This is a genomic window from Mesorhizobium sp. M1A.F.Ca.IN.020.04.1.1 (assembly GCF_003997315.1).
Taxonomy (GTDB): domain Bacteria; phylum Pseudomonadota; class Alphaproteobacteria; order Rhizobiales; family Rhizobiaceae; genus Mesorhizobium.
The window spans coordinates 1-12,271 of the sequence record NZ_RZSN01000172.1 but is presented as its reverse complement, the minus strand read 5'-3'; the positions used below and the strand labels follow the sequence as shown (position 1 = coordinate 12,271).

The 12,271-nt window shown below is 63.5% G+C and carries 14 protein-coding genes; 3 read left to right on the top strand and 11 right to left on the bottom strand.

The features are described 5' to 3' along the window. Positions 1-247 (bottom strand): winged helix-turn-helix domain-containing protein (locus tag EOA49_RS25920; RefSeq protein WP_164749283.1); only part of this gene is annotated, 247 nt, incomplete at its 3' end. 102 nt (positions 248-349) lie between these two features. Between EOA49_RS25920 and EOA49_RS25915 the strand changes: the two genes are divergently transcribed. Further along, entirely contained in the window at positions 350-1,213 is an 864-nt protein-coding gene (locus EOA49_RS25915; RefSeq protein WP_095780766.1) for a DMT family transporter, read from the top strand. Positions 1,214-1,222: 9 nt separating this feature from the next. On the opposite strand, the gene EOA49_RS25910 is transcribed toward EOA49_RS25915, so the two are convergent. The 4 genes from EOA49_RS25910 to EOA49_RS25895 are packed head-to-tail and all read right to left on the bottom strand — an operon-like array spanning position 1,223 to position 4,134. Next, positions 1,223-2,263 carry a zinc-dependent alcohol dehydrogenase family protein gene (locus tag EOA49_RS25910; protein ID WP_067329463.1) on the bottom strand — a complete coding sequence of 347 codons (1,041 nt, stop codon included), beginning with the start codon at positions 2,261-2,263 and terminating at the stop codon, positions 1,223-1,225. Between the two features lie 56 nt (positions 2,264-2,319). Then, positions 2,320-2,799 (bottom strand): DUF4262 domain-containing protein, encoded by a 480-nt coding sequence (locus EOA49_RS25905; protein ID WP_067329465.1) that lies wholly within the window; start codon positions 2,797-2,799, stop codon positions 2,320-2,322. Beyond that, the gene (gene maiA, locus EOA49_RS25900) at positions 2,789-3,439 is read right to left on the bottom strand and encodes a maleylacetoacetate isomerase (RefSeq protein WP_127241798.1); all 651 of its coding nucleotides are present in this window, start codon (positions 3,437-3,439) and stop codon (positions 2,789-2,791) included. The genes EOA49_RS25905 and maiA overlap by 11 nt, the downstream gene beginning before the upstream one ends. Beyond that, positions 3,436-4,134 (bottom strand): fumarylacetoacetate hydrolase family protein, encoded by a 699-nt coding sequence (locus tag EOA49_RS25895; RefSeq protein ID WP_067329472.1) that lies wholly within the window; start codon positions 4,132-4,134, stop codon positions 3,436-3,438. Before EOA49_RS25895 ends, maiA begins: the two co-directional genes overlap by 4 nt. Positions 4,135-4,426: 292 nt before the next feature. On the opposite strand from EOA49_RS25895, the gene EOA49_RS25890 reads away from it, so the two are divergent. Next, positions 4,427-5,449, top strand: coding sequence for an acyltransferase (locus EOA49_RS25890; RefSeq protein WP_127241797.1), 1,023 nt, complete (start codon positions 4,427-4,429; stop codon positions 5,447-5,449). A gap of 5 nt (positions 5,450-5,454) precedes the next feature. On the opposite strand, the gene EOA49_RS25885 is transcribed toward EOA49_RS25890, so the two are convergent. From EOA49_RS25885 to EOA49_RS25860, 5 genes are all read right to left on the bottom strand, one after another. Beyond that, a complete protein-coding gene (locus EOA49_RS25885) occupies positions 5,455-5,940 on the bottom strand; it encodes an SRPBCC family protein (protein ID WP_095778449.1) in 486 nt (161 codons plus the stop codon). A gap of 125 nt (positions 5,941-6,065) precedes the next feature. Beyond that, positions 6,066-6,560, bottom strand: coding sequence for a GNAT family N-acetyltransferase (locus EOA49_RS25880; protein WP_127241796.1), 495 nt, complete (start codon positions 6,558-6,560; stop codon positions 6,066-6,068). 14 nt (positions 6,561-6,574) lie between these two features. After that, complete coding sequence (locus EOA49_RS25875) at positions 6,575-7,333, bottom strand: copper homeostasis protein CutC (RefSeq protein WP_164749284.1); 759 nt, start codon at positions 7,331-7,333, stop codon at positions 6,575-6,577. 186 nt (positions 7,334-7,519) lie between these two features. Beyond that, positions 7,520-7,951 carry a cupin domain-containing protein gene (locus tag EOA49_RS25870; RefSeq protein WP_127242129.1) on the bottom strand — a complete coding sequence of 144 codons (432 nt, stop codon included), beginning with the start codon at positions 7,949-7,951 and terminating at the stop codon, positions 7,520-7,522. Between the two features lie 981 nt (positions 7,952-8,932). After that, positions 8,933-11,143: a hypothetical protein gene (locus tag EOA49_RS25860; protein ID WP_127243429.1), complete on the bottom strand. Its 2,211-nt coding sequence runs from the start codon at positions 11,141-11,143 to the stop codon at positions 8,933-8,935. 275 nt (positions 11,144-11,418) lie between these two features. Here EOA49_RS25860 and EOA49_RS25855 point away from each other — a divergent pair, with 275 nt between their 5' ends. After that, the gene (locus tag EOA49_RS25855; protein ID WP_127240287.1) at positions 11,419-11,598 is read left to right on the top strand and encodes a hypothetical protein; all 180 of its coding nucleotides are present in this window, start codon (positions 11,419-11,421) and stop codon (positions 11,596-11,598) included. Here EOA49_RS25855 and EOA49_RS25850 read toward each other — a convergent pair. Further along, positions 11,592-12,271: isoprenylcysteine carboxylmethyltransferase family protein (locus tag EOA49_RS25850; protein ID WP_348626896.1), on the bottom strand; the 680-nt coding region annotated here is incomplete at its 5' end. The two genes, EOA49_RS25855 and EOA49_RS25850, sit on opposite strands and share 7 nt — an antisense overlap.

Sequence of the window (12,271 nt, the reverse complement as noted above, 5' to 3'; positions counted from 1 at the left end):
GCGCAAGCGGGCCGGCAGCAAAGAAGCCGGAGCCCGGCCGCGAGCGGATCGTGCCTTCCGCCGCAAGCCGCTCATAGGCCTCGACCACGGTAGACTTCGACACCTGCATCGTGCCGGCGAAGGCGCGGATCGAAGGCAAGCGCGCGCCCGGCGTCAGGATGCGCGCGGCGATCCGCTGCCGGATTGCCGACATGACGGCTTCGACGAGCGTTCCGGCATTCGTGGCTTTCGGGTCGGGCGTGTCCATCTGTACTTCCCTGTCGACCAATACAGTTTTACGGAATTGTATCCCATTGTCTCTGGCAATGCCATGCGCTCTGCCGGTACAGAAGCGCAAACGGAGCGGATGATGGATAAGAGTTTCAACGGCTGGCTCAACGGCTTCATCGGCGTGCTGATCTTCAGCGGCTCGCTGCCGGCGACGCGCGTGGCCGTGGTTGATTTCGACCCGACCTTCCTGACGTCGGCCCGTGCGGCGATCGCCGGTCTGCTCGGCATCGCGGTGCTGTTCCTGTTCCGCGAGAAGCGCCCGGATCGCGGCGATCTGGTCTCGCTGGTCGTCGTTGCGCTAGGCGTCGTGGTCGGCTTTCCCCTGCTGACGGCGCTGGCGCTCAAACATGTCACGGCGGCGCATTCCATCATCTTTGTCGGCCTGCTGCCGCTGGCGACGGCGATCTTCGGTGTGCTGCGCGGCGGCGACCGTCCGCGCCCGGCCTTCTGGCTGTTTTCCTGCCTGGGCAGCACGCTAGTCGCGGGTTTCGCGCTGTCGCAAGGCGTGACCGCCTCACCGGTCGGCGACGGGTTGATGCTCGCAGCCATCATCGCTTGCGGGCTGGGCTATGCGGAAGGTGCGGCGCTGTCGCGCAAGCTCGGCGGCTGGCAGGTGATCTGCTGGGCCTTGGCGCTGTCGCTGCCGGTCATGTTAGCGCTGAGCTTTGCGACCCTGCCGCCGTCTTTTGCCGCTGTCGGCTCCGGCGCATGGATCGGCCTCGGCTATGTCTCGCTGTTCAGCATGCTGATCGGCTTCGTGTTCTGGTATCGCGGCCTGGCGCAGGGCGGCATCGCCGCGGTCGGGCAATTGCAACTGCTGCAGCCCTTCTTCGGCCTGGCGCTCGCGGCGAGTCTGCTGCACGAGCAGGTCAGCCCGCTGATGGTGGTGGTCACGCTCGGCGTGGTGGCCTGCGTGTTCGGGGCGAAGAAGTTCGCCAGGTAGGGAGCCTACTCAAAACTTCGTCACCACGCCGATGCCGATGCCCTCGAAGCCGCCCATCGCCATCAATGCGGCTGGCGCCTCATCGAGGCTGATCCTTTTGCCGACCAACAGTTCGGGCTTCAGCTTGCCGGTGCGAATCATGTCCATCATGGCGGAATAGCGGTAGGCCTGCATGCCGTGGCTGCCGAGGATTTCGAGCTCGAAGGCGATGACCTTGTCCATCGGCACTTGCGGGCGGGCATGGTCGCCCAGCATCAGCCCGACCTGAACATGGCGACCGCGCCGGCGCAGATTGGCGATCGAGTTGAAGCACGTGGTTGGATGGCCGAGCGCGTCCATCGACATATGCGCGCCGCCGTTGGTGATCTGCTTGACGGCCTTGACGACATTGGGCGTGGTCGAAGCGTTGATGGTCGCGACCGCCCCGATCCTTTTCGCAAACTCCAGCTTCTCGTCGGTGAGGTCGATGGCGATGACATTGGCGCCCATGGCGCTGGCGATCATGATCGCCGAGAGACCGACACCGCCGCAGCCATGCACCGCCACCCACTCGCCGGGCGTAACCCGGCCCTGGTCGACGATGGCGCGGAAGGAGGTGACGAAGCGGCAGCCGAGGCTGGCGGCAGTGGCGAACTCCATCTCGTCCGGCAGGCGTACGAGATTGGTGTCGGCATGCTCGATGCCGACATATTCGGCGAACGAGCCCCAGCCCGTGAAGCCAGGTTGGGTCTGGTGCTCGCAGACCTGATGGTTGCCGGAGTTGCATTCGAAGCAGCGGCCGCAGCCGACGGCGAAAGGCACGGTGACGCGGTCGCCGGCCTTCCAGCGGCTCACCTGCTTGCCGGCGGCGACGACGACGCCCGCCAGTTCATGGCCGGGGACATGCGGCAGCGTGATGCCGTCGTCATGACCCATCCAGCCATGCCAGTCGCTGCGGCAAAGACCGGTCGCCTCGACCTTGATGACGACGCCATCCCCCGCCGGCTTGGGGTCAGGCACGGTCTGGATCGTGGGAGCTTCGCCGAATTTTTCGAAGACGACAGCTTTCATGGGAGTGCTTTCTATCCAGTTCAAAGGCAGTGCGGTTTTGGGTAGTAGGTCCCAAGCTAGGTCGGCAATGGTGGTTGGTCGAGCGATGGTTGCCGCTTGCAAAACCACTCGCCGGCTTCGGCATCCCATGGCCAAACACCGGAGGTTGTCGGAAAGATAAGCTGCATAATCCGGAAAACGGGCCCGTCGTAAAACCATATGCCCCAACCGAAATATTCAGGGTAGTGGGCGGGATGGACCGCACCGAATTGACAGTCGAAGCCACCTCCCAGGAAACCCGACGCCCGCTCTCCAACCTTGAACCTCTCGCCGCTGCGCACTCGTCGGCAATACTCGTTGATGATGGTCTGCGAAAGCTCCGGCTTGAGCCCGATGACGACCAGCTCAGGGGCTTTGAAATTGTACTCTATCCCCACCGAGTAAGCGAATGGCGGGTGCTCGTCGTCCTCCAGCACGTAGAGAATATGACAGCCATACTCCTCGATATCGGCGAGCGTCTTAGCCTCGTCGGGATCCCTTGCTTCCCTATTCGGCATCGATCTGGTTCTGCGGCGCAGCCTTCTGGAACGCCGGCAGCGCCATGCAGGCGGCGTGGATGCGCGAGATCACCGGATAGGCCGCCATGTCGACGCCGAAGCGGGCATTGTTGGTGACCTGCGCGGCGAGGCAGATATCGGCGAGCCCCGGTGTATCGCCATGGCAGAACTTGCCGGTCTCGGGCGAGGCGGCCAGAATCTTTTCAAGCGGCTGGAAACCTTCATTCACCCAATGCCGGAACCAGTTGACGACATCCTCGTCGCCGGCGCCGAACAAAGTGCGCAGCGAGGTGAGCACGCGCAGATTGTTCACCGGATGGATGTCGCAGGCGATCATCTGCGCCAGCATCCGGACCCTGGCGCGTCCCAGCGCATCCTTGGGCAACAACGGCGGCTCGGGCTCGATCTCGTCGAGATATTCGATGATCGCCAGCGACTGGGTTAAAAGCGTTCCGTCGTCGAGCACCAGCGCCGGCACCAACCCTTGCGGATTGACCGCGAGATAGGCGGGCTCGAGATGCTCGCCATGGCGCAGATGGTGGGGCACATAGGTGTAGGCACGCCCCTTCATCTCCAGCGCGATCCGCACCCGGTATGAGGTGGAGGATCGATAATAGTTATGGAGGACGAGGTCGCTCATCGCCTCGGCTGCCCGATGGTGACCTCGACGGCGCCGATGCCGTCGACGCCACCAGTGATCTTGTCGCCCGCCTGAACCGCGCCAACGCCGGCCGGCGTGCCGGTGAAGATCAGGTCGCCGGGCTGGAGCTCGACCGACTCGCTGCAGATCGAGACGACATCGGCGACGGGCCAGATCAGCTCGGCGAGGTCGCCGTCCTGTTTTACGTCACCGTTTACAGCGAGCCAGATGCGACCCGTTTCGGGATGGCCAGACCTTGCGACCGGAAGTAGCGAGCCGCAAGGCGCGGAGAAGTCGAAGGCCTTCGACCAGTCCCAGGGGCGGGCCGCTTTCTTTGCCTGGTCCTGCAGGTCGCGGCGAGTGAGGTCCACGCCGACGCCATAGCCCCAGACATGCGCGAGCGCCTCGGTGCGAGGGATGCGGAAGCCGGCCTTGCCGATCGCCACGACCAGCTCGATCTCGTGGTGGAGATTGCCAGTCAGCGGCGGGTAGGGGATCTCGGCGCCGCTGTCGACCACGGCGTCGGCCGGCTTGGTGAAGAAGAAGGGCGGATCGCGCTCGTCATTGCCGAGTTCTCGCGCATGCGCCGCGTAGTTGCGGCCAACGCAGAAGATGCGGCGCACGGCAAACCGTTCCGCCGAGCCGGTCACCGCGACCGAAGCGATCGCGGGCGGAGGGAGGACGAAGTCTGCCATAGGCGGTCTCTGCGTTGGAAATGAATCTATCCGCACATTCGGCCGATTTCGGCAGGCGGGCAAGGGATGAGGCCACGAAACATTGCCGACCATGGCGGGTTCACCAAGCGGCGGCAGGACCCGCCGCGGCCCCTTTTTCTTTTGTGTTCGCAATCGGTTGGCAGGAACTGCCTGTGAATTCGCTGCTTCGCACTTGCACAAGATTATCCCGCACTGCAAAATAACTGCGGCGGGGAAAACGAAGCGGTTCCAGGCACGGCTATGCCGGGACCTCGAGTTGCGAGGGACGGGCATGACCGACATCTCCGCGACGGCCGGCGTCCTGCCGCGGGCCGCAGCCGACAAGGCGGCACGGGCAAGGCTGGCCTATCTCGACGGCTGGCGCGGCCTGTCGATCGCCTTCGTGCTGATCGGCCATGTCTTTCCGATTCGCGGCATCAATCTCGGCGTGCTCGGCGTCGAGTTCTTCTTCGTGCTGAGCGGCCGGCTGATGGGGGAAATCCTGTTCGTCGAGCGCTTTCCGCTGAAGAAGTTCTTCAAGCGCCGGTTCGCCCGCGTCTATCCAGCCCTGCTGGTGTTCGTGGTTGCCGTCATGATCGGGCTCTCCGGCACCTTCATTGCCTTCAAATGGAAGGCGGCGCTTACCGCGCTGACATTCACCTACAACTATGCCGGCATTCTCATCAATCGCGCGGGCGCGCTCGACCATATCTGGTCGCTTGCCATCGAGGAGCATTCTTATGTCATCCTGGCGCTGATCAGCGTGGCGGTTTCCAGGCGCGCGAATGTCGTGCGCCTGCTTGTCATGCTGTCGCTGCTCGCTATGGCCAACGGCGCTATTTCCTACTGGGTCTTCGGCATGGACTACGAAACCAGCTATTGGCGAACCGACGTGCATATCGCCTCGATCCTGCTGTCGGCGGCGATCTGCCTGCTCAAGGCCGATGGACACCTGCCGGCATTCCTCAGGAGCCGGCATCTGGCGCTGGCGGCCGCGGTGGGGGGAATCTTGCTGTTCCTCGATCCGGTGCCGACGCCCTTGCACTATCTGCTGGGCGTGCCGCTGCTGGCGCTCGCCGTCAACACGCTCGACTTCGCCGGCGGTTATCTGACCGGCCCACTGTCATCGCGGCCGATGGTGATGCTGGGGCTGTGGTCCTACTCGCTCTATCTGTGGCAGCAGCCCTTCTACAAATTCGTCCATGACCGCGACGTGGCGCCGATCCCGATGCTGGCCGCGGTCTTCGCCTGCGCCCTGGCGAGCTACTACATCGTCGAGAAACCGACGCGCGGCTGGCTCAACCGCAATTGGTGAGGAGGTCAGGCCTTGCCGGTTTTTTGTGCGGCGAGATAGCGTCGAAGCCCGGCTTCGCCGCGAGGTGTGGTCCAGCGGTGATTCCACGCAAAAGCCGGTCTGAGCAAGGGTGCCAGGAGTTTGAGGATCGGCCTCTCCACGATGACCTGCCAAGTGAGCTTCACATGCGTTCCGCTTCCGGCTGGCGACAGTTCGGCCCGCCACAGGCCGTCGAAATCGCCGAAGGTCTTGACCACCACCAGCCGGCCAGGCTCGAGTTCCGCGGCCTCGATGATGAAGTTCAGCTCGTAGGGCAGGGCGCCTCGCGCCCTGGCTCTTGCCCGTGACCCGACGACGGCCTTGCCTTTCTTGTCGAGCGGCTCGACTTCCTTGTAGGCGTCGCCCCACCAAAGCGGCAGCAACTCGGCGTCGGACAGAACGTCCCACACTTCCTGCGGCGTGGCATCGGGAATGTTCCAACTCTCGTCGAAGCGGAAGACGTTGCTTGGCATGATGTCACGCCCCCGGCACGCGAAGACGATACATTAGCTGCAGCTTCTGTTTGTGGCCAGTGCGGCGGCCGCATGAGACCTTGTTTGGTTCATGGTTGAAAGCCTCTGGCTTCCAGGGCCTTGCGCTAGTCGATCGGCTTGGCGTAGTAGCGCACCGACTTCCTGCCGCCGTGGATCACGGCATCGCCGACCTCGGCAAAGCCGAGCGCCGCGTGAAAGGCATCCGATGTGGGGTTCGGGGGATCGGCATTGACCTCGCAGGTTACGATCTTGTGGCATGCGCGCCTGACATGCTCGAACAGATCCTCGTAGAGACGGCGGGCATAGCCACGGCCGCGCGCTTCGGCCGCGACAACCACCCGGTCGACATAGACGAAGCGGGAGTAGCGCTCACGAAACCAGAGGAAGTTCGGGCTTTCGTAGCTGGCATCCTGATCGAAGCACATGATGAAGGCTTCGAGCGCCCCGATGCGGCGCGTGTAGAAAGCCTGCCCGATCAGGAATGACAGGCGCTCCGGCTCCAGCCAGGACAACTCGGCGGCATGCTCGTTGTTGAGAGCGAGAATGGCGGCCTCGTCGGCAGGCGAAACGCGTTCGATCGGCGAGCGATCTTTCGACATCGTCACTTCCCGCATCAGACCCTCGCGGCCGCGATCGTTGCCGCCGCCAAGTCCTGGTCGGTCACCGTGTTGCGGTACTCGCGATCGAGATCGGTGCCGCCCATGCCGACATGCGGGTTGCGGTAGCGCATGGCGCTCGGCACGTCGGCAAGCGCGGCGAAATGCATCTCGGTCAGTCCGGTTTGCCGGCGAACCTCGCCGATATTGTCGGGCGCCAGCCCGCCGCAGCCGAGGATGATGATGCGTGCGCCGGCCTGGCGAACCAAGCGCGCGAGCAGATCGACGCCCTCCAGCGCCGTGTCGTGTTGCCCGCTGGTCAGCACGCGGCCGACCTTGCAGCGGATCAGCGCTTCGAGCGCCTCGGCCGGGTCACGCGTCATGTCGAAGGCGCGGTGGCAGGTGACATTGAGGGGACCGGCGGCGCGCACCAGTTCGCTCATCCTCGCTTCATCGATTGCGCCGTCAGCGGTCAGGCAGCCGACGACGATGCCGGCCACGCCGAGATCGCGCAGCGCGCCGATATCGGCCAGCATCGATCGGTATTCCGCCTCGCTGTAGAGAAAATCGCCGCCGCGCGGGCGCACGATAACATGAAACGGGATGGTCGCACGTTCGAGGGCTACGCGCACCGTGCCGAGGCTCGGCGTAATGCCGCCTTCGACGAGGCTGGCGCAAAGCTCGACCCGGTCGGCGCCGGCGGCCTGCGCGGCAAGCAGCCCGTCAATGCCTTCGACGCAGAGTTCGATCAGGGGCCTTTGAGCGTCGGTCACCATCATCCATCCATGTTGAAGAGAAAGCGCAGCCCTAGCATTGGGGCGATCGAGGCGAAAGCCGCATCAATCGGTCCAGCAAGCGAAGCGGTCACTTTGCGCTTCCGGTTTTGTTCGGCGCGCAGTTATTGATTGCTCAAGACCTGGAGCGCCCGCCCTACCGCGGAACAGCTGAGCCCCGTTGCCTCGCTACTGCTTCAGGATTGTGTTCTTGGCGCCTTGTTCGACCTGGTCGATCACCAGCAGCTTCACCGCATCGCTGCCGATATTGGTCGCCTGATGCCACTGGCCGATCATCTCGACGATGAAATCGCCGGTCTTGTAAGTGTTGCTGCTGCCGGTCTCGACATTGGTGACCTTGAGGGTGCCTGCCTCGACATAGGCATAGCGCGGGAAGGGATGTTTGTGCACCGGCAGCGTCGCGCCGGGCGCGATCTGATAGGCCGAGACCTGGACCTCGACATTCTTCTGCGGCAGCTTGATCGGTTGGCCGGATGCCGTCGTCGTCTTCGACGCCAATGGCGTCACGACAACAGGTGTGGCCGAACTGTCCAGAGCGTCGGCGGTGGTTGCATAAAAAGCGGCCGCCAGCAGCAGCGCCGATGCCGGAATGTTTCGCACGATTTCCTCCCGAAATGATCGGCAAAATCGCCTAAGCGCTGTCGACTCGCAAGGAGAAAGGATTTGGGGCTTCCCGGGCTGTATGAACTATCAGCTGCCAGGTCCTTCAAATCTGCCCCCACTTGGGTGCTGCCGCACCCAGTCCCTTGATAGACCGGAATCATCCCCTAGTTAGTTTCCCTGGCGTAGTCGCGAGTTGCCTGGGGGTGCTGCGCCGTTCTGACGGCATGCGGCGGAAGGACGGCCGGCCGAAGCGCCTTTGGAGGGTGCCGTGCGTCAATATCTGGGATCCAGCTTGGCCCATCTCGCGTTCGCGTGCTCTGTCGCGATAGCTTGCGCGGGAGCCGCGGCCGGCGGCGAGCGCGGCCAAGGTCATAACGCTGGTGGCGATCACGGGAATAGCGGCGGTCATGGCGCTGGCAGCAACAACGGTCAGCACAACGGAACTAGCGGCGATCCCGGTGGCTCCGGCGGCAGTCCGCCGTCTGACCCACCGTCCCCACCGTCTAACGATGACGGAAGCAGCCCCACCACAACCGGGTCAGTGACGTCAAGGGCGGGCGTAGCCGGCAACGGCGGAAGGTCGCTCGACCTTCCGCCCGCCCTGCTGCCCTTCGAAGACAGCGCTATTCCACTGGCAGTCCATCCAATTGAAGTGCTGCCGGGTGTCCCGGACAACATCGTTCGTGCCTGCCGTGAGGCAATCGAGCAGGCCGCAGCTCAGTTTGGCGCGACCAGTGTGCGCGTCAGCAGTGCAGGTTCCGTACGGCGGTTGAGCCGACAGAGGATATCGGCTCCCGTCCAGGTCAGCATCGACTACGGATATCAAGGCGGCGTCGAGACGCGCCAGGCGCCGGTCGGCTGCGAATTGAACGCGAAAGGCAGCGTGATCGGGCTGACATAGCGCACAGTGGGAGCCCTCGCCGTAGACGTCGAGTTCATGCCGCCCAGCGCCCGATTTTCCAGGGCAGTCGTTCCAGCTCAGTCCAACGTCGAATGGCTTGGCCGGAGGGAAAACGGAAGCGTGATGGCACGCACACGGATTTCGCGCGACGGTTTGCGAACCTTGCTGGACGTAGACTTCTTTTGGCTGACAGCTTTCGTCTGACCTGCGCCGGCCGATGCGCGGCCAGTGCGCGGCTTCAGCGGCGGCTCGATCTGAGCGCCGCGGCGCTGAGCCCGAAGTTTATCATTATCGGCGCGCGCGGCGGCCAGCTCGCGGGCGAAAGAAACCGTCGCTTCACGTTGTTTGTCCAGAGCCTCCTTCAGCCTCATGGCGGCCTGTCCCAAAAGTTGGCGGGCTGTGTCACGCTCCAGGCGGGCTTTGTTGAGGTTCTCTCCGACCGACACTGCTGAAGCGCGTTCTCGTTGCAGAGCCTGCGCGGTCTCGGCAGCACTCTGCTCCGCGCGCTCTTTCGCTGCGACCGCCTTGGTGCGCTCCTGTAACGCTGCGTCGCGCTCCAACCGGGCCTTGTCGAGGTCCTCCCGGGTCGCGACTGCCGAAGCGCGTTCGCGCTCCAGCGCCTGCGCCGTCTCGCTAGCAGTCTGCTCCGCATGTTCTCTCGCTGCGACAGCCCTGCCTCGCTCCTGCAACGCCGCGTCGCGTTCCAGCCGGGCCTTGTCGAGGTCCTCACGGGCCGCGACTGCCGAAGCGCGTTCGCGCTCCAGCGCCTGCGCTGTTTCAGTTGCAGCCTGCTCGGCATGCACTTTCGCCGTGACAGCCTTAGCTCGCTCCTGCTCGGCCGCGTCGCGCTCGAGGCGGGCTCTGTTGACGTCCTCTTGGGCCGATATTGCTGAAGCGCGTTCGCGTTCCAGAGCCTGCGCCGTCTCGGCGGCAGTCCGCTCGGCACGCTCTTTGGCTAAGACGGCCTTGGCTCGCTCCTGTTTGGCCGCGTCGCGCTCGAGCCGGGCTTTGTCGAGGTCCGCACGGGCCGCGACTGCTGAAGCCTGTTCCCGTGCCAATGCCTGCGCCTTCTTGGCAGCAGTCTGCTCAACCCTCGCTCGCGTCGCGGCGGCACCGGTCCGTTCCCGCTCAGCCGTGTCCGCGATCGCGGCCTTGGACTGCTCCATTTCAGCGATGTCGCCACGAAGGTCCTCCGACTTCCGGCGCTCCTCGTCAAGCATCCCGCTCGCTTGTGCCAGCGAAGCCTCGGCTTTGGCGCGATCCCCGGCGGCTTTGGCTTCCAGCTGTTCAATTTGCGCTCGCGCTTGCGCTAGGTCGCGCGCCATCTGTTCGGTTCGCTCCCGTTCGAGGCGAGCAGCGGGCATCTGTATAAAGACATGGTCGATGGTTTCGCTGATCCGCGCGCGGACATCTTGCGCAATCCACCGTAATGCCTCGAGCGTGCGGGCTGCCACAAGTTCGTTGCGCAAACGCTCCTCGCTGGCGTCGTCGGCGGCTGCCATGCTTGTCTTCAGCACCTCGATCTGCTTGCGCGTCTCAGCGAGCGCACTCTCCAGAGAGGCACTCCTGGCGCGCTCCTCCTCCATCGCTCGGTGCTCCTGGCCAGCCAATTCCGTTGCAGCTGCTGCCTGAGCACGAGCTGCCTCGACCTGTGCTTCGGCAGCGTTGAGATCCGGGTTCGGCAATTCGCCGTTCGTGGGTGCGTCGGTTGATGCCGTGCTGGCAGGAATCTCCAAGCGGTGTGAAAGATCGGGAAGGGAGTAGCTATCGGCCCGCGAAACAGCGGGGGCGCTTTCGACCGGCTTTTGTCTCGTCAACGCATAGCCAAGCGGCACGGCCAGACAAATTGCGGCGACGCTCAAGCGTAACAAGGGGCTCGTCGGCCTGCGAACACGGGGAGGTAAGGCCATGGCGAAGCTTGTCGCCAGAGCGAAAGCATCGGGCAGGTCCTCGCGCGAGTTCTCGCCCGCTTCGGGCGTCGTGTTGAGATAATCCTTTCGCACCCCGGACTTACCGGAGTTTAGACCCTGAACATCCGGGGCCGGGGCCACGGCGGCCCGGGAAGAAGCCGCCTTGGCTGCAAGATTGCGTGGGCGATCCCAGGCCCAAGAAGCCTCATCGAGGGGAATAGGCGTGCTTTCGCTCAGGTAGCCATACTGGTGACGCCGTCTCGCTGCGATGAGGATACGCCGGACCACAAGGAAGAAGCCTACCAATACAAATATTGTCATCCCGCCCAGGAGAGCGAGACCTGTGTCGTCTGCGTAAAACCCGGCAAGATCTGACATCGCCGTACCTGCGCGGTTTCCGATGTAACTTTAAGCTCGTGAAGTGGTGTGTGGCTCCTCGCCCTGGCTAACTTTGCTGCCTGCCTTCGAAGCTGTCACCGCTTCGGCCCCAGTACTGGGGGAATGTTGTCGATGCATGGCTGGGCGCCGGTCGAAAGCCAGCTCGCGCCTCTCCATCTTCAACGTCCCGGGGAGTTCTCCCACGGTGCACGCCATGCCACCATTTCGGAGTCTGGACGCTCCATCGTAAAGTTTAAGCTAGGTCACAGACCTCGGTGGTCAACCATCTGGGCGACAGTTCGGCCATGCAAAATGGCCATCGCGGTGCCCGGCACGAGCGCCAAGACTCCCGCGGCTACCTCATCAAGCTCGACGAACTGCTGACGATGCCGAAATCGGCAGGCCATTTGGTCCTGCTGCCGAGAGAGGATCTGGCACTTGGCGGATCTCAGTAGATCGTCATGAGGATCGGGAGGTAACTGCCTGCTCGCAATTGTTCGATTGCTTCGATGGCGGGATAGGCTGCGGGGAAGTACAGTCCATCCTGGAAGTTGCGCTTGAGCGCTTTCGGGGAGAAGACAACTTCGGCAGAGTCCGTATATTGGGACAGTTTCGGCCAGAACAGCGGCGTACAGCGCGCATAGGAATCGTATTGCGAGCCGAAGATCGTCTTCAGGTGTTCGGCCTCCTTGGCTGCCGTGATGACCAAGATCCAATAGCTGAAAAATCCCAGCGCCAGAGCGACGGCGATCGATCCATGGATCAATCCGATTCCAGCTGCTCCAAGCGTAGAAAAGAGATAGAGCGGGTTTCTGGTCAACGAGTAGGGGCCGGAGGTAATCAACTCCAGATTCTTCTTTGAACCGATATAGAGAATGCTCCACATCCTGCCCACGAAGCAGGTGAGGACCAGGCCGAGACCCGCCATCTGGATCAGTTCATGTACGCCCCCACCCAATCCGGGGTGCGAAAACAGGATAACGGTTGCAGCAACCAGCCCCGCTGCCCGAGCGGCGTTTATCCGCATCCTTTGATTGACTGACTGAACTCTCATCGAGGCCCCCGGGAATGAAGGGGCCGCGTTTCTGGGCTCCGCATTTTGACGGCACCCCCCGATATGCGGCTCGC